General features: G+C 65.7%; 20 protein-coding genes. 9 read left to right on the top strand and 11 right to left on the bottom strand.

Going from position 1 to position 20416, the window contains the following annotated elements; translation table 11 throughout:
• The first annotated feature begins 11 nt into the window (after nucleotides 1-11).
• From AABA51_RS08375 to AABA51_RS08360, 4 genes are all read left to right on the top strand, one after another.
• Nucleotides 12-902: an aldo/keto reductase gene (locus AABA51_RS08375; protein ID WP_338271304.1), complete on the top strand. Its 891-nt coding sequence runs from the start codon at nucleotides 12-14 to the stop codon at nucleotides 900-902.
• A gap of 163 nt (nucleotides 903-1065) precedes the next feature.
• Nucleotides 1066-3051: a heme lyase CcmF/NrfE family subunit gene (locus AABA51_RS08370; protein ID WP_338271303.1), complete on the top strand. Its 1986-nt coding sequence runs from the start codon at nucleotides 1066-1068 to the stop codon at nucleotides 3049-3051.
• Nucleotides 3048-3503: a cytochrome c-type biogenesis protein gene (locus AABA51_RS08365; protein ID WP_338271302.1), complete on the top strand. Its 456-nt coding sequence runs from the start codon at nucleotides 3048-3050 to the stop codon at nucleotides 3501-3503. Before AABA51_RS08370 ends, AABA51_RS08365 begins: the two co-directional genes overlap by 4 nt.
• Nucleotides 3504-3576: 73 nt before the next feature.
• On the top strand, nucleotides 3577-4353 hold the full coding sequence (locus AABA51_RS08360) for an enoyl-CoA hydratase-related protein (RefSeq protein ID WP_338271301.1): 777 nt from the start codon (nucleotides 3577-3579) through the stop codon (nucleotides 4351-4353).
• A gap of 300 nt (nucleotides 4354-4653) precedes the next feature.
• Here AABA51_RS08360 and AABA51_RS08355 read toward each other — a convergent pair whose 3' ends face one another.
• From AABA51_RS08355 to AABA51_RS08330, 6 genes are all read right to left on the bottom strand, one after another.
• Nucleotides 4654-5970, bottom strand: a complete 1317-nt coding sequence (locus AABA51_RS08355) for a branched-chain amino acid ABC transporter permease (protein WP_338276494.1) — start codon at nucleotides 5968-5970, stop codon at nucleotides 4654-4656.
• A gap of 32 nt (nucleotides 5971-6002) precedes the next feature.
• Nucleotides 6003-7013 (bottom strand): branched-chain amino acid ABC transporter permease, encoded by a 1011-nt coding sequence (locus tag AABA51_RS08350; RefSeq protein WP_338276364.1) that lies wholly within the window; start codon nucleotides 7011-7013, stop codon nucleotides 6003-6005.
• A complete protein-coding gene (locus AABA51_RS08345) occupies nucleotides 7014-7382 on the bottom strand; it encodes a hypothetical protein (RefSeq protein ID WP_338276362.1) in 369 nt (122 codons plus the stop codon).
• The gene (locus AABA51_RS08340; protein WP_338276361.1) at nucleotides 7382-8209 is read right to left on the bottom strand and encodes an ABC transporter ATP-binding protein; all 828 of its coding nucleotides are present in this window, start codon (nucleotides 8207-8209) and stop codon (nucleotides 7382-7384) included. Before AABA51_RS08340 ends, AABA51_RS08345 begins: the two co-directional genes overlap by 1 nt.
• On the bottom strand, nucleotides 8206-8997 hold the full coding sequence (locus AABA51_RS08335; protein WP_338276358.1) for an ABC transporter ATP-binding protein: 792 nt from the start codon (nucleotides 8995-8997) through the stop codon (nucleotides 8206-8208). Before AABA51_RS08335 ends, AABA51_RS08340 begins: the two co-directional genes overlap by 4 nt.
• A 77-nt stretch (nucleotides 8998-9074) precedes the next feature.
• The gene (locus AABA51_RS08330; protein ID WP_338276356.1) at nucleotides 9075-10262 is read right to left on the bottom strand and encodes an ABC transporter substrate-binding protein; all 1188 of its coding nucleotides are present in this window, start codon (nucleotides 10260-10262) and stop codon (nucleotides 9075-9077) included.
• 322 nt (nucleotides 10263-10584) lie between these two features.
• Between AABA51_RS08330 and AABA51_RS08325 the strand changes: the two genes are divergently transcribed.
• From AABA51_RS08325 to der, 5 genes are all read left to right on the top strand, one after another.
• Nucleotides 10585-11811 (top strand): urate hydroxylase PuuD, encoded by a 1227-nt coding sequence (locus tag AABA51_RS08325; protein ID WP_338276354.1) that lies wholly within the window; start codon nucleotides 10585-10587, stop codon nucleotides 11809-11811.
• A gap of 25 nt (nucleotides 11812-11836) precedes the next feature.
• Entirely contained in the window at nucleotides 11837-12598 is a 762-nt protein-coding gene (locus AABA51_RS08320) for an HpcH/HpaI aldolase family protein (protein ID WP_338276352.1), read from the top strand.
• The gene (locus AABA51_RS08315) at nucleotides 12595-13632 is read left to right on the top strand and encodes a hypothetical protein (RefSeq protein ID WP_338276351.1); all 1038 of its coding nucleotides are present in this window, start codon (nucleotides 12595-12597) and stop codon (nucleotides 13630-13632) included. Before AABA51_RS08320 ends, AABA51_RS08315 begins: the two co-directional genes overlap by 4 nt.
• Before the next feature lie 74 nt (nucleotides 13633-13706).
• Nucleotides 13707-14153: a YaiI/YqxD family protein gene (locus AABA51_RS08310; protein WP_338276349.1), complete on the top strand. Its 447-nt coding sequence runs from the start codon at nucleotides 13707-13709 to the stop codon at nucleotides 14151-14153.
• Nucleotides 14154-14207: 54 nt separating this feature from the next.
• Nucleotides 14208-15680 carry a ribosome biogenesis GTPase Der gene (der, locus tag AABA51_RS08305; RefSeq protein WP_338276348.1) on the top strand — a complete coding sequence of 491 codons (1473 nt, stop codon included), beginning with the start codon at nucleotides 14208-14210 and terminating at the stop codon, nucleotides 15678-15680.
• Nucleotides 15681-15788: 108 nt separating this feature from the next.
• Here the strand turns inward: der and grxD are convergent, their stop codons facing one another.
• The 5 genes from grxD to AABA51_RS08280 all read right to left on the bottom strand — a co-directional run bounded on the left by grxD (nucleotide 15789) and on the right by AABA51_RS08280 (nucleotide 20325).
• Nucleotides 15789-16148 carry a Grx4 family monothiol glutaredoxin gene (gene grxD, locus AABA51_RS08300; RefSeq protein ID WP_338276346.1) on the bottom strand — a complete coding sequence of 120 codons (360 nt, stop codon included), beginning with the start codon at nucleotides 16146-16148 and terminating at the stop codon, nucleotides 15789-15791.
• Nucleotides 16149-16162: 14 nt separating this feature from the next.
• Nucleotides 16163-16399, bottom strand: a complete 237-nt coding sequence (locus AABA51_RS08295; protein ID WP_338276344.1) for a BolA/IbaG family iron-sulfur metabolism protein — start codon at nucleotides 16397-16399, stop codon at nucleotides 16163-16165.
• 65 nt (nucleotides 16400-16464) lie between these two features.
• Entirely contained in the window at nucleotides 16465-18624 is a 2160-nt protein-coding gene (gene purL / locus AABA51_RS08290; RefSeq protein ID WP_338276342.1) for a phosphoribosylformylglycinamidine synthase subunit PurL, read from the bottom strand.
• Between the two features lie 79 nt (nucleotides 18625-18703).
• Nucleotides 18704-19180 carry a GNAT family N-acetyltransferase gene (locus AABA51_RS08285; RefSeq protein ID WP_338276340.1) on the bottom strand — a complete coding sequence of 159 codons (477 nt, stop codon included), beginning with the start codon at nucleotides 19178-19180 and terminating at the stop codon, nucleotides 18704-18706.
• A 230-nt stretch (nucleotides 19181-19410) separates the two neighbouring features.
• Entirely contained in the window at nucleotides 19411-20325 is a 915-nt protein-coding gene (locus AABA51_RS08280) for a LysR family transcriptional regulator (RefSeq protein WP_338276338.1), read from the bottom strand.
• Nucleotides 20326-20416 lie beyond the last annotated feature (91 nt).

Raw genomic sequence — 20416 nt, 5'->3', positions numbered from 1 at the left:
TGGCCTCTCACGTGGATCGGATCAATGTCGGGCCGCTCGACCTGTCGCGCATCGTCTATGGGATGTGGCGGCTTGGCGATGACGCCGATACCTCGCCCGCGCATGTCCAGGCCAAGATCGAGGCCTGTCTCGCCTTAGGCATCACCACGATGGACCAGGCCGATATCTATGGCGGCTACACCGCCGAGGCGATCCTTGGCGATGCCCTGCGCAACGCTCCGGGCCTTCGTGACAGGATCGAGATCGTCACGAAATGCGACATCATCGCGCCCGTCGGCCGCTATTCCGACCGGCGGGTCAAGTATTACGACACGTCCGCGCCCCATATCACGGCCTCGGTCGAACAATCGCTCACGGCGATGGGGATCGAGGTGATCGACCTTCTCCTGATCCACCGCCCCGATCCGCTGATGGACCACGAGGAAACGGGCCGCGCCCTCGACACGCTGGTCGCGGCGGGCAAGGTGCGGGCCGTGGGTGTGTCGAATTTCAAGCGCCACGATTGGTCGCTTCTGCAATCGGCGATGGAAACGCCGCTGGCCACCAACCAGATCGAACTGAGCGTCCTGCATCACGCACCGCTCACCGATGGCGAGGTGGCCTGGATGCAGGAAAGATCCGTCCCGATCATGGCCTGGTCGCCGCTGGCGGGCGGGCGGCTTTTCGGGGCGGAGGGTGCGGCTGTCCGCGCCGTCCTTGACCGCATCGGGCAGGACCAGGGCGTCGCGGCCGAGGCTGTCGCGGTGGCCTGGCTCTTGCGGCATCCCGCGCGCATCCTGCCGGTCATGGGCACCAACAGCCTTGCGCGGATCGCAGCCCTTGGCGATGCCGCGCGCGTCACGCTCGACCGGCAGACCTGGTTCGAGATCTATACAGCCGCCCTGGGCCGCGAGGTCGCCTGAGGCCCCTCCGCGCCCTTGGGCTTCATCTTTCCAAAAATATGCAGGCCCGGCCGCCCCCCACAGGCGGCCGGGCATGGGGCGTGCGCCTTTGACACGGTCAATCCGATGTGAAGCGGTGTCGCATCCTATTGGCGCGTCGTCCCGATCGACATAGACTTGCGCCATGATCACAGAACTCGGACATTTCGCCCTGATCCTCGCCTTCATGGTGGCGATCTTCCAGATGATCGTGCCGCTGATCGGCGCGCAGCGTGGCAATGCCGCGTGGATGGCCGTGGCGGACCCCGCCGCGACCACGCAATTCCTGCTCACGGCCTTCAGCTTCGCGGCGCTGACATGGGCTTTCGTGACCTCGGATTTCTCGCTCAACCTCGTTGTGGCCAATTCCCATACCGACAAGCCCTTGCTCTACAAGATCTCGGGTGTCTGGGGGAATCACGAAGGCTCGCTCCTGCTCTGGGTGCTGATCCTGACGCTCTTCGGGGCCTGCGCCGCCTGGTTCGGGTCCAATCTGCCCCCGACGCTCAAGGCCCGCGTGCTGGCCGTGCAATCCTCGGTCGCGGCGGCCTTTTTCGCCTTCATCCTCTTCACCTCCAACCCGTTTCTCCGGCTGGAAATTCCGCCTTTCGACGGGCAGGATCTGAACCCGCTGCTGCAAGACCCCGGTTTGGCCTTTCACCCGCCCTTCCTCTATCTCGGCTATGTCGGGCTCTCGATGGCCTTCTCCTTTGCCGTGGCCGCCCTGATCGAGGGGCGGGTCGATGCCGCCTGGGGCCGCTGGGTGCGGCCCTGGACGCTGGCGGCCTGGGTCTTTCTGACCATCGGCATCGGGCTTGGGTCGTGGTGGGCCTATTACGAGCTGGGCTGGGGCGGGTTCTGGTTCTGGGACCCGGTCGAGAATGCCTCGCTCATGCCCTGGCTGATCGCGGCGGCGCTATTGCATTCGGCCATCGTGGTGGAAAAGCGCGAGGCGCTGAAAAGCTGGACGATCCTTCTGGCCATTCTCGCCTTCGGGTTTTCGCTCATCGGCACCTTCATCGTGCGCTCGGGCGTTCTGACGAGCGTGCATGCCTTTGCCAATGATCCCGAACGGGGCGTGTTCATCCTGATGATCCTTGCCTTCTTCATGGGCGGCGCGCTGTTGCTCTTCGCGTTTCGCGCCGGCACGATGGAGGCCAAGGGCGTCTTCTCCACCGTGAGCCGCGAAAGCGGGCTGGTGGTGAACAACCTGCTTCTTGCGGTGTCGACCTTTGTCGTCTTCATCGGCACGATCTGGCCGCTCATCGCGGAAATGATCTGGGACCGGACGCTGTCGGTCGGCCCGCCGTTTTTCAACGCGGCCTTCACGCCCTTCATGTTCGGGCTGGCCATCGCACTGCCCATCGGGGCGATGCTGCCGTGGAAACGCGCAGGCCTTGGCCGGGCGGTGCGGGCGCTGGTGCCCGCGATGGTGCTGGCCGTGGCGCTTGGGCTTTTGGCCTATGCGGTCTTCACCGGCTCCTCGGCGCTCTCGCCCATCGGGATCGGACTGGCGGTCTGGCTCATGGCGGGCGCTGTCGTCGATCTGTGGTCGCGCACCGGGCGCGGCGATGTCGCGGGACGTTTCGCGCGGCTCTGGCGCTTGCCGCGCGCCGATTGGGGCAAGACGATCGCCCATGCGGGCGTGGGCGTCACCATGTTCGGTGTCGTGGCGCTGACGGGCTACCAGACCGAAGATATCCGCGTCGCCCAACCCGGCGAGCCCTACCAGGTCGGCGCCTACGAGATCGAGCTTTTGTCGGTCGAACAAAACGTGCGGGGGCCCAATTACATCTCGACCATGGGCCATGTCGCCGTGCGGGATGAAGACGGCACCCAGATCGCGCTCCTGCATCCCGAGCGGCGCATCTACCCGGTGGCGGGCATGCCGACGACCGAGGCCGGGATCGACAACGGCTTTACCCGCGATGTCTATGTCACCCTGGGCGAGCCGCAGGCGGGTGGCGGCTGGGCGCTGCGTGTCTGGCTCAAGCCCTTTGCCAACTGGATCTGGAGTGGTGCGATCATCATGGCGCTTGGCGGTTTCCTGAGCCTGAGCGACCGGCGCTACCGCTTTGCCGCCGGTGCGGCCAAGGCGCGGGCGACGATGGACGGGGTGCCTGCGGAATGAGGGCGCTTTTCCTTGGCGTCATGCTGGCGCTGGCAAGCCCGGCGCTGGCGGTCCAGCCCGATGAGGTGCTGCCCGATCCGGTGATGGAGGAGCGCGCGCGGGATATTTCGGCGGGCTTGCGGTGCCTTGTCTGCCGCAATGAATCCATCGACGAATCCAACGCGACACTGGCGCGCGACCTGCGGCTTTTGGTGCGGGAACGGCTGGTCGCGGGCGACAGCGACGAAGAGGTCGTGTCCTTCATCGTCGACCGCTATGGCGAATATGTCCTTTTGCGTCCGACGCTTACGGGATCGAACATCGTGCTGTGGCTCGCGCCCGCGCTGCTGTTGGTGTTGGGGGCGGGGCTTGCGGCGGTCTATGTCCGCCGCCGCGCGCAAAGCCCGGCACCGACCGAAGCGGCGCTGAGCGCCGAGGAGGAAGCGCGGCTCAAGGACCTTTTGCGGGACTGAGTGACGCCGCGTTTGCGCTTTTCGCCGCCAAGTCTCGCGTCTAGTCTGCCGCAAGGCAAACGGGGAGCGGCGCATGGAGTATCAGACGATCACGCGGATGGACCGGGACGGGATGGCGGTGATCACGCTGAACCGGCCCGAGGTGATGAATGCGCTCAATGCGCAGATGCGCGCCGAGATTACCCATGCCGTTGAAGATGCAGGGAAAACTGCGCGGGTCGTGGTGCTGACCGGGACCGGTCGCGCCTTTTGTTCCGGGCAGGACCTGGGCGACAAGGCGGCCGTTTCGGACATGAACCTGGAGCGGACGCTGAGGGATGAATATATCCCGATGCTGATGGCCATCGTGGATTGTCCCGTGCCGGTGATCGCGGCGGTGAACGGGACGGCGGCGGGGGCGGGCGCGAACCTGGCGCTGATCTGTGACATCGTGATCGCTGCGGAAAATGCGTCGTTCATTCAAGCCTTTACGCGGATCGGCCTGATCCCTGACGCGGGTGGGACATGGGTTTTGCCGCGCATGATCGGGATGCAGCGGGCGATGGGGGCGGCGCTCTTTGCCGATAAGATCAGCGCGTCGCAGGCGGCCCAATGGGGCATGATCTGGGAGGCGGTTCCCGAGGCGGAATTCGAGGGCACCTGGCGCGCAAGGGCCGAGCATCTGGCCACGGGGCCCACCGAAGCCTATCGCAAGATCAAGAAGGTGATGCAGGCGAGCGCGGGAAATTCCCTTGAAGAACAATTTCTTATGGAAGGGCAATTGCAGGGCGACTGCGGGCGCACGCGCGATTTCAAGGAAGGCGTTCTGGCTTTTCTCGAGAAGCGGCCGGCGCGGTTCGAGGGGCGGTAGGGCCGGTTCGGGCATTACAAGTAGGGGGGCTCTGCCCGGGGCTGTAGGTTGGGGGCTCTGCCCCCGGCGCGCTTTGCGCGCCTCCCCCGGGATATTTTTGAAACAGAGAAGGGCAGGGCGTTAACCTTGATGCGGGGTTAACGGTGCGGGGCGTTTCTTGCCGGGAGGTTAAGATCGCGCGGCGAAGCTTGTCGAAGGGTTAATTGCGCAGGCGCGGCTTTGGGGGGCGCGGCGCGGCGGCCTTGGAGGGTTGAGGAAGGGTAAAGGCCGGGTTCGGGCCTTCACCCTTTCTTGTCGGTTTCAGCGCTCGGGGATGAGGCCGCGCGGGCTGAAGCGCAGGACGAGGAGCAAGATGAGCCCCATCGTCAGGAGCCGCATATGGGCGACGGAGTCGAGCAGATGGGCGCGCAGCCAGCTGTCGGCATCCATGCCCGCCGTGATGCCCTGCATCAGGAGTGCGCCGAGCGGTTCCACCTGGATCCAGAGCCACCAGATCAGGAAGCCGCCCAGGACCGCACCCCAGTTGTTGCCCGAGCCGCCGACGATCACCATCACCCAGACGAGGAAGGTGAAGCGCAGGGGCTGGTAGGTCCCGGGCACGAGCTGGCTGTCGAGCGTGGTCATCATCGCGCCCGCCATGCCGATCACCGCGGAGCCGAGGACGAAGACCTGCAGGTGGCGCGCCTTGACGTCCTTGCCCATGGCGGAGGCCGAAACCTCGTTGTCGCGGATCGCGCGCATCATCCGGCCCCAGGGCGAATTCCACGCCTTTTCCGAGAGCCAGATCAGCGCGAGAAGAACCACGATGAAGAGCGAGGCATAGCAGAGTTTGACGAAGATCGAGGAGAAGGTGATCACATCGGCCCCGAGCCTGTCCGCCAGATCGATGAACCATTGCGATTGCTGGAGATCGACCTCGTAGGGGACGGGGCGGGGGATGGTGGTGACGTTCTTGACGCCGCGCGCGAGCCAATCCTCGTTCTTCATCACGGCGATGATGATTTCGGCGATGCCGAGCGTCGCGATGGCGAGGTAATCGGAGCGCAGGCCCAGCGCGGTCTTGCCGATGAGCCAGGCGGCCCCTGCGGCCAGAACGCCACCCATGGGCCAGGCCAGGATCACGGGCAGGCCGAGGCCCCCGAGATAGCCGGTGGAGGCGGGATTGACCGCCTCCACCCGGGCGACGGCGGGGTCGAAGACGGCGCGGAAGAGGAAGAAACCGCCGATCAGGATGACGAGCATCGCGAGCGTGCGCAGCGGACCGGCCGCAAGGCGCGCATAGGCGAGGATCGCGAGGACAATGGTCGCGGCGCCAAGGACGAGGGCGAGGAGGATCTGGAGGCCGCCTGCGGCCCAGGCCTCGTCCACCGGGTCCATGGAGACGAGGACGGCGGCAAGCCCGCCGAGCGCCACGAAGCCCATCACGCCCACGTTGAACAGGCCCGCATAGCCCCATTGCATGTTCACGCCCAAGGCCATGATCGCGCCGACAAGGGCCATGTTGAAGATCGAGAGCGTCGTGTTCCACGATTGCAGCACGCCCGTGCCGACAAAGAGGCAGGCCACGAAGGCGAAGAGCAGGATGGCGCGGGTGTCGACGCGTTTGGCCGGGGCCATGGCGGGGCCGCGCGCGGTGTCAGGTGTCGTGGTCATACCGATTTCCCCTTCATGATGCCGGTGGGCCGGAACAGGAGGACGATGAGCAGGATCGCGAAGCTGACCGCGAATTTGTAGTCGGTGGACAGGAGCTGCAAAAGCCCCTCGGGCTGCCAGTCACCGGGGGCGAGATATTCCACGACCTTGCGGAAGGCATAGGTCACGCCGACCTCGGAAAAGGCGATGAGAAAGCCGCCCAGGATCGCGCCGACCGGGTTGCCCAAGCCGCCCACGATGGCGGCGGCGAAGATCGGCAGGAGCAGTTGGAAATAGGTGAAGGCCTTGAACGATTTGTCGAGGCCGTAGAGCGTGCCCGCCGTGGTGGCGAGTGCCGCGACGATCAGCCAGGTGATCATCACGACCCGTTCGGGATTGATCCCCGACAGGAGCGCCAGATCCTCGTTGTCGGAAAAGGCGCGCATGGATTTGCCGGTGCGGGTGCGGTTGAGGAACCAGAACAGGAGCACCACGGCGATGATCGCCACGACGATGGTGAGGCCCTGCGAGGTGCGGAAGGCCAGACCTTCCTCGAGGCCGGTCATGTCGCGGAAGGTGCGGGCCGAGATGATGAAGCGTTCGCCATCGGCGAAGCGTTGGTCATCGACGCCGATGATGAAGCGCACGATGCCGTTCATGATGAACATCACGCCAAGCGACGCGATGACGAAGATGACGGGTTTGGCCTTTTTCGCGCGGTAGAAGCGGTAGACGGCGCGGTCGGTGCCGATGACCAGAAGCCCGGTGATCGCGATGCCCACGGGCAGCGCCAGAAGCGCGGTGGGCAGCGGCCCGAGCGTGATGCCCGCGCCCTGAAGGCCCCAGGTGCACAGGATCACGACCATCGTGCCGAAGGCCATCGTGTCGCCATGGGCGAAATTGGAGAAGCGCAAGATGCCGTAGATCAGCGTCACGCCCAGCGCGCCAAGCGCGAGCTGCGCGCCATAGGCGGTGGCCGGGATGATGACGAAGTTGAGCAACGTCACGAAGGCGTTGAGGATGTCCATTCAGGTCATCTCCTCGCAGGTTCCGAAATGGGTGATGGCGGCGGCGGTGCCGTCGAACATGTGCAGCGTCAGGATCGCGGTGCGGTCGGCCTCGATCGTCAGAAGCTCGGCGATGCCGTCATGGGTGGCGCCCGCATAGCTGACGGGAAGCGCGCCTTCGGGCGTCAGACGGGTGAGGGGGCTTGCCCCCATGGCGGTGCGCAAGAAGAGGTCGCCCGCATGGTCGGCGGCGATCACCTGGGCCTGGAAGCCGGTGCTGTCGCAACCCTCGGTCACGTTGCATTCCACCGTGAAGGCGCAGGCCCAGGGCTCGGCCAGGGCGGGGGCGGCTGTGAGGCAGAGGAGGGCGGGCAGCCAGCGCATGGGCATCAGCCGCCCAGGAAGCTGCGGCGGACCTGCGGATCGGCCAGCAGTTCCTTGCCGGTGCCGGTATGGGCGTTGCGGCCCTGCACGAGCACATAGCCCTTGTCGGCGATCTCGAGCGCCTGGCGGGCGTTTTGTTCGACCATCAGGATCGGGATGCCGGTGCGGCTGACCTCGATGATGCGGTCGAACAGCTCGTCCATCACGATGGGAGAGACGCCGGCGGTGGGTTCGTCGAGCATGAGCACCTTGGGGCGGGTCATCAGCGCGCGGCCCACGGCGACCTGCTGGCGCTGGCCGCCCGACAATTCGCCCGCGGGCTGGCGGCGCTTGTCCTTGAGGATGGGGAAGAGGTCATAGACCTGTTCCATCGTCTCGCGGATGTCGTCGCGGCGGATGAAGGCCCCCATCTCGAGGTTTTCCTCGACCGTCATGGAGGCGAAGATGTTGTTGGTCTGGGGCACGAAGCCCATGCCCTTGGCGACGCGGGCCTGGGGCGTGAGGTCGGTGATATCCTCGCCATCGAGGCGGACGGAGCCCTGGCGCACGTTGAGCATGCCGAAGACGGCCTTCATCGCGGTGGATTTGCCCGCGCCGTTGGGGCCGACGATCACGGCGATCTCGCCCGGGTTCACGGCGATGGTGCAATCGTGCAGGATGTCGGGGCCGTTGCCATAGCCGCCGGTCATCGTGTCGCCGATGAGAAAGGCCTGGCTCGTGTTCATCGCATGCCCCGTGCCGGGGCTGGAGGAGAGCGTGCCGGTGCCGGGGCGGGTGATGGACAGGTCCTTGTTGCCGCGGTCGTTCTGGTAGGGGTTGGAGGTATCGCTCATGCCTCTGCCCCTTCGAGCTTGTCCTTGTTTTTCAGGCCGGTGCCCAGATAGGCCTCGATCACGGCCTCGTCTGCCTTGATCTCGTCGATGGTGCCTTGGGCGAGAACCTTGCCCTCGGCCATGACGATGACGGGGTCGCAGAGGCGGCCGATGAAATCCATGTCGTGTTCGATCACGCAAAAGGTGTAGCCGCGTTCGCGGTTCAGGCGGATGATCGCGTCGCCGATCGTGTTGAGGAGCGTGCGGTTCACGCCTGCGCCGACCTCGTCCAGAAAGACGATCTTGGCGTCGACCATCATGGTGCGGCCAAGTTCGAGGAGTTTCTTCTGCCCGCCCGAAACCTGGCCCGCCGGGTGGTCGGCCAGGTGTTCGATGGTGAGGAATTCGAGCACCTCGTCGGCCTTGGCGCGGAGGGCGCGTTCCTCGTCGGCGATGCGTTTGCGCCCGAACCAGGTGTTCCAGAGCGTTTCGCCCGATTGACCGGCGGGCACCATCATCAGGTTCTCGCGGCAGGTCATGGAATGAAACTCATGCGCGATCTGGAAGGTGCGCAGAAGCCCCTTGGAAAAGAGCACATGGGGGGGCAGGCCGGTGATGTCCTCGCCATCCATCACGACGCGGCCCGAGGTGGGCGGCAGCACGCCTGCGATGACGTTGAAGAGCGTGGTCTTGCCTGCGCCATTGGGGCCGATCAGGGCGGTGATGGAGCCCGTTTCGATCGTGAGGCTGGCACCGTCCACCGCGTGGAAGCCGCCGAAATGCTTGTGCAGGTCTTGAACGATGATCATGCGGCATGGCCCCCTTGGGTGCGAAACAGCCCGGTTCTGGACCGGGCTGTCTGCCTGTCAGTCAGGTTGCGAGGCGATCAGCGGAAGCCGACCACGGTCAGGGCGCCGCCCTGGATCTCGATCTCGCGGTAGTTGCCGGCGCTTTCGCCGGCACCGATCAGTTCCACCGCCGAGGCGCCGACATAGTCGATGTCCTGACCGGCTGCGAGCAGTTCGAGGCCGCGGGCCAGTTCGCCCGGCAGGATCGGCTCGCCCGGAGCGTTGGCGACATCCATCACGCTGCCTGCGTATTCGGAGGGAACGGTCGAGCCTGCGGCCTGCATGGCGAGCAGGATCAGGGCTGCGGCGTCATAGGCTTCTGCCGAGAAGGGCGAGGTGCCGTCGAAGCCGGCTGCCGTCGCCATGCCCTGGAAGATCGCCGCACCTTCGCTGTCGGTGCCGGGGTTCTGGCCGAAGGAGCCGTCGATATCCGCGCCGAAATTGTCGACGAGCGCCTGGCTGACCATGCCGTCGGGGAAGACGAAGGTCTCAAATGCACCCGAGTCGAGCGCGGCCTGAACGATGCCCGAGCCGCCCTGGTCGACATAGCCCGCCACGACGAGCGCGTCGCCACCGGCGGAGGCCAGTGCGCCCACTTCGGCCGAGTAATCGGCGCGGCCGTCTTCATGGGCTGCGACGAGGGTCACGGTGCCGCCCATTTCGGTGAAGGCCGCCTGGAAGCTGTCGGCAAGGCCGAGGCCGTAGTCGTTGTTGGTATAGGTCACGGCGACGGTGTCGATGCCACGGCCCAGGATGATTTCCGACATCACCACGCCCTGACGTGCGTCGGAGGGGGCGGTGCGGAAGAACAGGCCGTTGTCTTCGGCGGTCGAGAGCGCGGGCGAGGTGGCCGAGGGCGAGATCATGACCATGCCGTTGGGGACGGCCACGTTGGTCAGGACAGCGGTGGTCACGCCCGAGCAATCTGCGCCGACGATGCCCGAGACGCCGTCAGAGGTGATCAGACGCTCGGCGGCGGCGGTCGCGGCGGAGGCGTCGATGCAGGTCGAGTCGCCGCGCACCGGCGTCACGGTCGTGCCGCCGAGCAGCAGGCCCGAGCCCGACACTTCGGCAATCGCCAGTTCGGCACCGCTGGCCATACCGGGTGCCAGCGATTCGAGCGGGCCGGTGAAGCCGAGGATCACGCCGAGCGAGATGCTTTCCTGCGCCTGCGACGCGCCGGTCAGCGCGAGAGTGGCCGCAGAGGCCAGAAGGATTTTCTTCATGGATGGTCTCCCAGGTTGGACAGTTTCTGTCTTATGGCGTGGCACGGTAGCGGCAGGCAAAGGCGAAGAAAAGAGATATCCGCGTGCCATGGCGTCAATCTGATCTTGTCCTGTTCCGCCCCGCTGATGGCGGGACAATGGCCCGCAGGATTGCGCTTTTCAGGCGATCTTCCTGCGCGGCGGGGGTGGCCGTCCGGTCGCGGCCGGGAGGCAGGGCGCAAGCGCGGGCGGCCTTGCCATCGGGCGGTGTTTCGTCGGATGGTCACGCCCGCGCCGCGCCGATGCGACAGGCGCCCACCACCAAGGGACACCGAGGGAAAAGATGGACGCCACGATCCTGTTGCATTGGGCAGAATTCGCCGCGCGCTGGCTGCATGTGATCACCGCCATCGCCTGGATCGGGTCGAGTTTCTATTTCATCGCGCTGGACCTGGGTCTGAACCGCAACATCCAAGGCCCCGCCGATGGCGAGGAATGGCAGGTCCATGGCGGGGGCTTCTACCATATCCAGAAATACATGGTGGCCCCTGCCGCGATGCCCGAGCATCTGACCTGGTTCAAATGGGAAAGCTACGCGACATGGCTGTCGGGGGTGGCGCTTTTGGCGCTGCTCTACTGGGTGGGCGCGGAGATGTACCTGATCGACTGGCGGGTGATGGAGCTGTCGCAAGCCCAGGCGGTGGCGATATCGGCCGCGTCGCTGGTCGTGGGCTGGGTCGCCTATGATCTCTTGTGCAAGTCGAAGCTGGGCGAGAACCCGACGCTGTTGATGGTCTTGCTCTTTGTCATCCTTGTCGTGCTGGCCTGGGGGTATACGCAGGTCTTTTCGGGGCGTGCGGCGCTGTTGCACCTGGGGGCGCTGACCGCGACGATCATGACGGCCAATGTGGCGATGATCATCATCCCCAACCAGAAGATCGTTGTGGCGGACCTGAAGGCGGGGCGCACGCCCGATCCGAAATACGGCAAGATCGCCAAGCTGCGCTCGACCCACAACAATTACCTGACGCTGCCTGTCATCTTCCTGATGCTGTCGAACCATTACCCGCTGGCCTTTGCGAGCGAATGGAACTGGCTCATCGCGGGGCTTGTCTTCCTGATGGGGGTGACGATCCGGCATTTCTTCAACACGATGCATGCGCGCGGCGGCTATCGCTGGTGGACCTGGGGGGCGACGGCGGCGATTTTCGCGGTGATCGTCTGGCTGTCGGTCCTGCCCTTGGCGGGCGAGGAGGCGGAGGGGGAGGCGCGTCTGTCGCCGGGGCTGGAACGCTTTGTGGCGCATGGGGATTTTCCGGCCGTGGCCGATCTGGTCTATGGCAATTGCGCGTCCTGCCATGCCTCCGAGGTGATGATGCCGGGGCTCGCCGCCGCGCCCGGTGGCGTGGTTCTGGACCGCGACGATCTGATCGTGGGCCAGGCGCAGGCGATCTACCTGCAGGCGGGCGCAAGCCATGCGATGCCGCCCGGCAATTTCGCCTTTCTGACGGAAGAGGACCGGGCGCTGATCCGCCGCTGGTACCGCGAGGCCGTGGGCGGGGCGCTTTAGGACACATCGGTCAGGGGAGGGTGGAATGCCGGCACCGAAGAACGTGTTGAAACAGGCGATGGCCGAGGGGCGGCTGTTGCGCGGGCTGTGGCTGGCGCTGGGGTCCGAACCCGTGACCGAGATCGCGGGGCGGGCAGGCTTTGACTGGTGCCTTGTCGATGGGGAACACGCGCCCTTTGACCCGGCGATGATCCGGCGGCAGCTCATCACGCTGGAAAACACCGGGACGCCCGCCGTGGTGCGCGCGCCGGGCAACCAGGACTGGATCCTGAAACAGGTGCTGGATGTGGGCGCGCAAACAATCATGGTGCCCATGGTCAACAGCGCCGAGGAAGCGCGGGCCGCCGTGCGCGCCTGTCTTTATCCGCCTGAGGGCATTCGGGGCGATGGCGGCTACACGATGCGGGCGAGCGGTTATGGAGCGGTGCCCGGCTATGCCTCGAGCGCCAATGCCGAGATCTGCGTGATCGTGCAGGCCGAGACGCGGGCGGCCTTGGACAATCTCGCCGAGATCGCCGCCGTCGAGGGGGTGGATTGCGTGCTTTTCGGCCCCGCCGATCTGGCCGCCGATCTGGGCTATCGCGACAATCCCACCGCGCCCGAATTCTGGGAGGAGATCAAGCGCGGGATCGGCGTGATCCGGGCGGCGGGCAAGGCGGCGGGCATTTTCGCGCCGCCAGACCGCAACGCCGAGATGGTGGCGGCGGGCGTCACGTTCCTGAGCCTTGGGGCGGATGCGGCGCTGATGACGGCAACGCTGGGGGCCCTTGCGCGGAGCGAGACGTGATCACGCTTTCCGATGGGGCGGCCAAGCTTGGCATCGACGAGAGCGTGGGCAACCTGCCGTTCTGGCGGGTGGAGGGGCGAGATATCCTTCATGCCGCGCCCTGGCGCGACGAGCCGGAGGTGCAGGCCGACCCCGCCATCCCGCAGGTCAACAAGCGGCTGGCGGGCGATTTCCTGTGCATGCCGTTTGGACGCGATGACGTGACGGGCGGACCGATCCACGGGGCAACGGCCAATGCGCCCTGGGAGGTGATGGAGGTGGGCGCGGCCCATGCCCATCTGCGCCTGTCCGTGCCGGTGCAAGGGGCCGTGGTGGACAAGCATCTGCGGATCGCGGGACCGGTTCTGTATCAACGCCACGTGGTGACGGGCGGGCAGGGCGCGGTCAGTTTCGCCCATCACCCGATGGCGCGGATGGCGGCGGGGGGGCGGCTGTCCTTTTCGCCCAAGCGCGCGGTCCTGACCGATCCGGTGGCGCAGCGGGAGGGGCGGAACCTCTGGGCGCTGGGGCAATGCGTGCCGGGGCTGATGCTCGCGCGGGAGGGCGGCGGCGACTGGGACCTGCGGCATTATCCCGAGGGCGAGACGGTCGAGGATTTCTGCACGCTGGTGGAGGCGGAGGGCGCGCGGATCGGTTGGAGCGTCCTGATGCGCGAGGCCGAGGACGACATGCTGGTCGTGCTGAAAGACGCGCGGGCGATGCCGGTGACGATGCTTTGGGTGTCGAATGGGGGCCGGGAGTTTTCGCCCTGGAACGGGCGGCACAGGGGCGTTCTAGGGATCGAGGATGGATGTGCGGCGGGGGGGCTTGGGTTTGCGGCCTCCTTGTCGGACAATCCCTTTGCCGCGATGGGTGTGGCCACTGCGCTGCCGCTTGGAGGCGAGCAGGTGATCCGCCACGCCATGGTCGCGTTGCCCCGCCCCAAGGGCTGGGCGGAGGTGGTGGAGGTCGCGGTGGCGGGCGATGCGCTGACCCTGACCGAAGCGGGTGGGGTGCATATGTCGGTGGCTTTCGACGGGGGATTCTTTCCATGATCCTCGGACTGGAGGGGCGGACATGATTCTCGACCCGGAGGGGCGGCCATGATCCTCGACCCGGAGGGGCGGCCATGATCCTCGTCGATGCCGATGCCTGCCCGGTGAAGGAGGAGATCTATACCGTCGCCTTTCGCCACAAGACCCCGGTGCGGCTCTTCGCGGGCCAATACCTGCGCCATCCCGATCATCCGCTGATTTCCATGACCATGGCGGGCGATGCCTTTGACGCCGCCGATGACCTGATCGCGGAGGCGGCGGGGCCGGGGATGCTCGTCATCACCGCCGATCTGCCGCTCGCCGATCGCGCGATCAAGGCGGGGGCGCAGGTGATGACGCATCGGGGCGAGGCGCTGACGGCGGCCAATATCGGCGGCAAGCTGGCCACCCGCGATCTGCTGGCCGATCTGCGCGGGGGGCTGGAGGGACAGACCCTTGGCGGGCCGCGCCCCTTTTCCAAATCCGACCGCAGCGCGTTTTTGCAGGCGCTCGACCGGGCGCTCAGAACGCTCGGGGCTTGATGGAACCGGGTCCATGCGGTATCTGCGCGCCTTCGCCATCCCGGAATTGATCCCATGAGCTTTACCCTCGCCATCGTCGGCCGCCCCAATGTCGGCAAATCCACGCTGTTCAACCGGCTGGTGGGCAAGAAACTGGCGCTGGTCGATGACCAACCCGGCGTCACCCGCGACCTGCGCGAGGGGGCGGCGCGGTTGGGCGATCTGCGCTTTACCGTGCTGGACACCGCGGGGCTCGAGGATGCGACGGACGACAGCCTGCAGGGCCGGATGCGGCGCCTGACCGAGCGCGCGGTCGAGATGGCGGATGCCAGCCTCTTCCTGATCGATGCGCGGGCGGGGATCACGCCCAATGACCAGATGTTTGCCGAAATCCTGCGCCGGTCGGGGCGGCCCGTCATCCTGGGCGTGAACAAGGCCGAGGGGCGGCAGGGCGAGGCGGGCGTTCTGGAAGCCTATGCGCTTGGCCTGGGTGAGCCCATCGCGCTTTCGGCCGAACATGGCGAGGGGATGGGCGAACTGGCCGTGGCGCTGGCCCCCCTCATCGAGGCGGCCGAGGAAAAACTCGCCGCGATCGAAGAGGCGGAGACGGATGTGGATGTCGATGCCGATGGGGATGCATCGGATGAAGAACGCCTCATAACCCCCTCACGTCCCTTGCAGATCGCCATCGTGGGGCGGCCCAATGCGGGCAAGTCCACGCTGATCAATCGCATCATCGGGCAGGACCGGCTCTTGACCGGGCCCGAGGCGGGGATCACGCGCGATGCCATCGCCGTGCCCTTCACCTGGGACGGCACGCCGATGCGCATCTTCGACACGGCGGGGATGCGCAAAAAGGCCAAGGTGCAGGAAAAGCTCGAAAAGCTGTCGGTCGCCGATGGTCTGCGCGCGATCAAATTCGCGGAAGTCGTGGTGGTGCTGCTCGATGCGGCCATCCCCTTCGAGACGCAGGATCTGCGTATCGCCGATCTGGCCGAGCGCGAGGGGCGCGCCGTGGTCGTCGCGGTCAACAAATGGGATCTCGAGGACGAGAAACAGGACAAGCTGCGCGCGCTCAAGGAGATGTTCGAACTCCACCTGCCGCAGCTGCGCGGCGCGCCGCTTGTCACGGTGTCGGCCAAGACGGGGCGGGGGCTGGACCGGTTGCAGGCCGCGATCCTGAAGGCGCATGAGGTCTGGAACCGCCGCGTGACGACCGCGCAGCTCAACCGCTGGCTCGGGGCCATGATCGAGGCGCATCCGCCGCCCGCACCCTCGGGGCGGCGCATCCGGCTGCGCTACATGACGCAGGCCAAGACAAGGCCGCCCGGCTTCGTGGTGATGTGTTCGCAGCCCGACAAGCTGCCCGAAAGCTATTCGCGCTACCTTGTCAACGGGTTGCGCGATGATTTCGACATGCCCGGCACGCCGATCCGGCTCTGGATGCGGTCACAGGCGGATCAGAATCCGTTCAAGGATCGCAAGAAATCCATCCCCTCGCGGCTGTCCAAACATGTCCGCAGCGGGGCGACGAAGAAGAAGGGTTGAGGCAGGCCCTCGGCCCGCCCCTTCATCTTGGCCAAAAACTCCGGGGAGCGCGAGGGGCAGAGCCCCTCGCATCATTCACGACGGGGAGGGGGCAAAGCCCGCGCTTTCTCAGGCGTTGGCTTCGCGGATCTTGTCGGCGGCATCCTTGTCGAAGGCGATGCCGTTTTCCGCGAACAGCGTGTCCAACTCGCCCGAGAGCGTCATCTCGGTCACGATATCGCAGCCGCCGACGAATTCGCCCTTCACGTAGAGCTGGGGGATCGTCGGCCAGTCGGAATAATCCTTGATGCCCTGGCGGATGGTTTCATCGGCCAGCACGTTCACATCGGCGAATTCGACGCCCATGTAGTTCAAGACGCCCGCGACGCGGCTGGAAAAGCCGCATTGGGGCATGGATTTCGTGCCCTTCATGAACAGGACCACGTCATTCTCGGTCACGGTCTTGCGGATGGTGTCTTCGGCGCTCATCGGGGGATTCCCTTTCAATCGGGGGCTTTGGTGGTCAGGGCAAGGGCATGCAGCTCACCGTGGCTGCCATCCATCTTGCCTTTCAGCGCGGCATAGACCGCGCGCTGCTGCTGGACGCGGTTCTGGCCGCGGAAGCTTTCGTCGACGACCTGCGCCGCGAAATGCGCGCCATCGTCGCCTTCGACGGTGATCTGCGCCTTGGGAAAGCTTTCGCGGAGCATCTCCTCGATCTCGCGGGCGGTGATGGGCATGATCGGTCCTCGACTGTTCTTGTCGGAAATCTAGGCCGCTTGCGGGCGCGCCGCAAGCGGGGGTCTCAGGCGAAATGCGTGGCGAAGGCTGCGCGCCAGAGGGCGGCCAGTTCGGCGAGGGGGGCCTCGGACCCGCCCATGCGGATGCGGTCGCCGCCTGCCTTGCCGACGCTGGTGAGCGCAAGGCCCGCCTGGCCTGCGGCGACCATCAGCGCCTCGGCCTTGTCGAAATTCGTGGCGATCAGGTAGCGGCCCTGATCCTCGCCATAGAGCGTGGCGATATCGCCCGCATCGAGGGTCAGGCCCACATCGCCCGCGACCGCCATCTCGAAGGCGGCAAGGGCCAGGCCCCCGTCCGACAGATCGGTGCAGGCGGTGATCCATTGGCGGTTGGCGAGGATGAAGTCGCCCGCCGCGCGTTCGGCGGCGAGATCCACGGGGGGCGCGTCACCCTCTTCGCGGTTGAAAACCTCGGCCAGCAGCGCGGATTGCCCCAGGTGCCCCTGTGTCGCGCCCAGGACCATGAGGACATGGCCGTCGCGGATGGTACCTGCGATGAGATCGTCAAGACGATCGAGGAGCCCCACCGCGCCGATCGTGGGGGTGGGCAGGATCGCCTGTCCGTCGGTTTCGTTGTAAAGGCTGACATTGCCCGAGACGATGGGCATGTCGAGCGCCGCGCAGGCCTGCCCGATGCCCTGGATCGCGCCCACGAACTGGCCCATGATCTCGGGCTTTTCGGGATTGCCGAAATTGAGGTTGTCGGTGGTGGCCAAGGGGCGCGCGCCGACGGCGATCAGGTTGCGATAGGCTTCGGCCACGGCCTGTTTGCCGCCCTCGACGGGGTTGGCCTTGACGTAGCGCGGCGTCACGTCGGAGGTGAAGGCCAGCGCCTTGTCCGTGCCATGGACGCGCACGACACCGGCACCAAGGCCCGGCGCGCGGATCGTGTCGGCCATGACCATGTGGTCGTATTGTTCATAGACCCAGGCGCGCGAGCAGTAATTGGGCGAGGAAATCAGCGCCTTGAGCGCGTCGATGGCATCGACCTCGGGGACCGGGTCCATCGCGGCGGCGGGATCGGTGGGCACCCAGGGGCGGTCGTATTCGGGCGCCTCGGAGGAGAGTTTGGACAGCGGCAGATCGGCTTTCACCTCGTTGCCGTGGAGAATGAGGAAACGGTCCTCTGGAATGGTTTCGCCGACGATGGCGAAATCGAGGTCCCATTTCTCGAAAATGGCGCGGGCCTCGGCCTCTTTTTCGGGCTTGAGGACCATGAGCATCCGCTCCTGGCTTTCGGATAGCATCATCTCGTAGGCGGTCATGTTCGTTTCGCGCTGGGGCACGTGGTCGAGCGTGAGCTTGATGCCGAGATGGCCCTTGTCGCCCATTTCGACCGCCGAACAGGTCAGGCCCGCAGCCCCCATGTCCTGGATCGAGATGACGGCGCCCGAGGCCATCAATTCGAGACAGGCTTCGAGCAGGCGCTTTTCGGTGAAGGGGTCGCCGACCTGCACGGTGGGGCGCTTTTCCTCGATCGTGTCGTCGAATTCGGCGCTGGCCATGGTGGCCCCGCCGACCCCGTCGCGGCCGGTTTTCGCGCCGAGGTAGACCACGGGCATGCCGACGCCCGAGGCGGCCGAATAGAAGATGCTGTCGGCCTCGGCGAGACCGGCGGCAAAGGCATTCACGAGGCAATTGCCGTTATAGGCGCGGTGAAAGCGCACCTCGCCCCCCACGTTGGGGACGCCGAAGCAATTGCCGTAGCCGCCCACGCCCTCGACCACGCCATGGACGAGCTGGCGGGTTTTGGGATGGTCCTTTTCCCCGAAGGAGAGCGCGTTCATTGCCGCGATGGGGCGCGCGCCCATGGTGAAGACATCGCGCAAGATGCCGCCCACACCGGTCGCCGCCCCCTGGTAGGGTTCGATGTAGGAGGGGTGGTTGTGGCTTTCCATCTTGAAGACGACCGCTTGTCCGTCGCCGATATCGACGACGCCCGCGTTCTCGCCCGGGCCGCAGATCACCTGCGGGCCCTTGGTCGGCAGGGTGCGCAACCATTTCTTGGAGGATTTGTAGGAACAATGCTCGTTCCACATGGCCGAGAAGATGCCGAGTTCCGTGAAGGTCGGCTCGCGCCCGATGATTTCCAGAATGCGGTCGTATTCGTCCGGCTTGAGCCCGTGGGCGGCGATCAGATCGGGCGTGATGGCTGGCTCGGTCATGGCAATATTCCCCCGTTTGGCCGCTCTTTACGGCAGGTGGGGGGCAGGGGGAAGGGGCCGCGCCGCCCGGAGCCCCGCGTCAGAGCGCGCGGCGGAAGGTGAGGGAGGTCGGGCGGTCGTAGCCGGGATGGGCGGTGCGGGCGATCAAGTCAAAGCCCATGGCGGTGAAAGCGGCGTGGTTTTCCACCAGTTCCACCCGGCTTTGCAAGACGAGAGCGGGCAGGGCGAGGGTGCGTGCCTGGCGGGCCGCGGCCTCGACCAGGGCTGTGGCATGGCCGCGGCGACGCTGCGCTGCAGCGACGGCGAGCTTGCCGATATAGTAGTGGTCGGGATGGGCCGCGCCGAAGAGGCAGGCGATGGGGGCGTCGTCGTCGCGGATGAGGAACAGATCCTCTTGCGCCATCTTGCCCAGCAAATCCTCGGGCGTGAGCCGCGTCATGGAGGAAGGCGGATCGATCCGGGCCGCCATATAGGCGAATTCCGTGGATAATAAGCTGTGAATCGCCGCGATATCGGCGAAATCGGCTGGATTCGTTTCGACATTGGAAACAGTCATGCCGGGTTTCCCTGTGGTTTTGCCAAAAAAAAGGCCGAGACGAATCTCGGCCGAAGTCCAACAGGGAGGTAATGGAACAGCGATCACTCGCCTGCGTTCCATGGCTGCCGAAATATGCGGCAGTTTGGAGTCGTTCAAGGCAAAACCTGCCGCAATGCCGCAAAGCGGCTATGCCTGTGGCGCATAACACACAGACAGGGGCAGGTCGTTTGCGGCCTTTTTCGGAGGGGTCAGGTCAGCGGGATGGCATCGCTTTCCTTTTGGCGGCGGCGGTAGGCGATGACTTCCTCGGCGACGAAATCGCGGAAGACCTCCACCCGCTTGGATTGGCGCAATTCCTCGGGATAGGCGAGGAAAACGGGCACTTCGGCGGATTGCACATCGGGCAGGACGCGCACGAGATCGGGAAAATCCTGCGTCAGGTAATCGGGCAGGACGCCGATGCCCAGATCGTGGATCACGGCCTGAAGCACGCCGAAGTAATTGTTCACGGTGAGCCGCGAGCCGATCGTATGGGCCATGAGTTCGCGCACGAGGATCGCGCCCGCGCTGACCTGGGCGGAGGTGGCGTTCTGGCTGATCAGGCGGTGGGTGGCGAAATCCTCCAGCGTTTGGGGGGTGCCGTGCGTTTCGAGATAGCGCGGTGTCGCGTAGAGCCGCATGTTGATCGTCATCAAGCGGCGGCGGATCAGGTCGGCCTGGCTGGGTTCCTTCATGCGGATGGCGACATCGGCCTCGCGCATGGGCAGGTCGAGGAGGCGTTCCTCGAGCATCAGGTCGATCTTGAGATCGGGGTATTTTTCATAGAGCGCGGGCAGGCGCGGCGCGAGCCAGAGCGAGCCGAAGCCGATGGTCGTGGTCACGCGCAATTCGCCGAAGACTTCTTCCTCGCTGTCGCGGATGCGGGCGGCGGCGGCTTCGAGCCGCTTGGACATGTGGCGGGTGGCGTCGAACAGCAATTCGCCCTGTTCGGTCAGGATCAGCCCGCGCGCATGGCGATGGAAGAGGGTGGTGTTCAACCCTTCTTCGAGCGCGCGAATCTGGCGGCTGACAGCGGATTGCGACAGGTGCAGCGTATCGCCCGCATGGGTCAGGCTGCCCGCATCGGCCACCGCGTGAAAGATCCGCAGCTTGTCCCAATCCATCTAAAGTCTCCTGCTTCGGTCCAGAGGATATGCAATCCCCAAAGCGCTTGCAAAGAGGGAAAGCAATATTTTCCAAAGGTTTCATGAAAGC

Source organism: Roseicyclus marinus (assembly GCF_036322625.1).
Classification (GTDB): Bacteria; Pseudomonadota; Alphaproteobacteria; order Rhodobacterales; family Rhodobacteraceae; genus Roseicyclus; species Roseicyclus marinus_A.
This window is presented reverse-complemented; position numbering and strand designations above follow the sequence as displayed.

What these genes read in the sequence shown, in the direction of transcription:
- AABA51_RS08360 (WP_338271301.1), top strand. Translation starts at nt 3,577, where the DNA reads ATGGAGTATCAGACGATCACGCGGATGGACCGGGACGGGATGGCGGTG.
- der (WP_338276348.1), top strand. Translation starts at nt 14,208, where the DNA reads ATGAGCTTTACCCTCGCCATCGTCGGCCGCCCCAATGTCGGCAAATCC.
- AABA51_RS08345 (WP_338276362.1), bottom strand. Translation starts at nt 7,382, where the DNA reads ATGCCCATGCGCTGGCTGCCCGCCCTCCTCTGCCTCACAGCCGCCCCC.
- AABA51_RS08285 (WP_338276340.1), bottom strand. Translation starts at nt 19,180, where the DNA reads ATGACTGTTTCCAATGTCGAAACGAATCCAGCCGATTTCGCCGATATC.
- grxD (WP_338276346.1), bottom strand. Translation starts at nt 16,148, where the DNA reads ATGAGCGCCGAAGACACCATCCGCAAGACCGTGACCGAGAATGACGTG.
- AABA51_RS08370 (WP_338271303.1), top strand. Translation starts at nt 1,066, where the DNA reads ATGATCACAGAACTCGGACATTTCGCCCTGATCCTCGCCTTCATGGTG.
- AABA51_RS08280 (WP_338276338.1), bottom strand. Translation starts at nt 20,325, where the DNA reads ATGGATTGGGACAAGCTGCGGATCTTTCACGCGGTGGCCGATGCGGGC.
- AABA51_RS08330 (WP_338276356.1), bottom strand. Translation starts at nt 10,262, where the DNA reads ATGAAGAAAATCCTTCTGGCCTCTGCGGCCACTCTCGCGCTGACCGGC.
- AABA51_RS08340 (WP_338276361.1), bottom strand. Translation starts at nt 8,209, where the DNA reads ATGAGCGATACCTCCAACCCCTACCAGAACGACCGCGGCAACAAGGAC.
- AABA51_RS08295 (WP_338276344.1), bottom strand. Translation starts at nt 16,399, where the DNA reads ATGCCCATCACCGCCCGCGAGATCGAGGAGATGCTCCGCGAAAGCTTT.
- AABA51_RS08310 (WP_338276349.1), top strand. Translation starts at nt 13,707, where the DNA reads ATGATCCTCGTCGATGCCGATGCCTGCCCGGTGAAGGAGGAGATCTAT.
- AABA51_RS08320 (WP_338276352.1), top strand. Translation starts at nt 11,837, where the DNA reads ATGCCGGCACCGAAGAACGTGTTGAAACAGGCGATGGCCGAGGGGCGG.
- AABA51_RS08335 (WP_338276358.1), bottom strand. Translation starts at nt 8,997, where the DNA reads ATGATCATCGTTCAAGACCTGCACAAGCATTTCGGCGGCTTCCACGCG.
- AABA51_RS08350 (WP_338276364.1), bottom strand. Translation starts at nt 7,013, where the DNA reads ATGGACATCCTCAACGCCTTCGTGACGTTGCTCAACTTCGTCATCATC.
- AABA51_RS08325 (WP_338276354.1), top strand. Translation starts at nt 10,585, where the DNA reads ATGGACGCCACGATCCTGTTGCATTGGGCAGAATTCGCCGCGCGCTGG.
- AABA51_RS08365 (WP_338271302.1), top strand. Translation starts at nt 3,048, where the DNA reads ATGAGGGCGCTTTTCCTTGGCGTCATGCTGGCGCTGGCAAGCCCGGCG.
- AABA51_RS08355 (WP_338276494.1), bottom strand. Translation starts at nt 5,970, where the DNA reads ATGGCCCCGGCCAAACGCGTCGACACCCGCGCCATCCTGCTCTTCGCC.
- purL (WP_338276342.1), bottom strand. Translation starts at nt 18,624, where the DNA reads ATGACCGAGCCAGCCATCACGCCCGATCTGATCGCCGCCCACGGGCTC.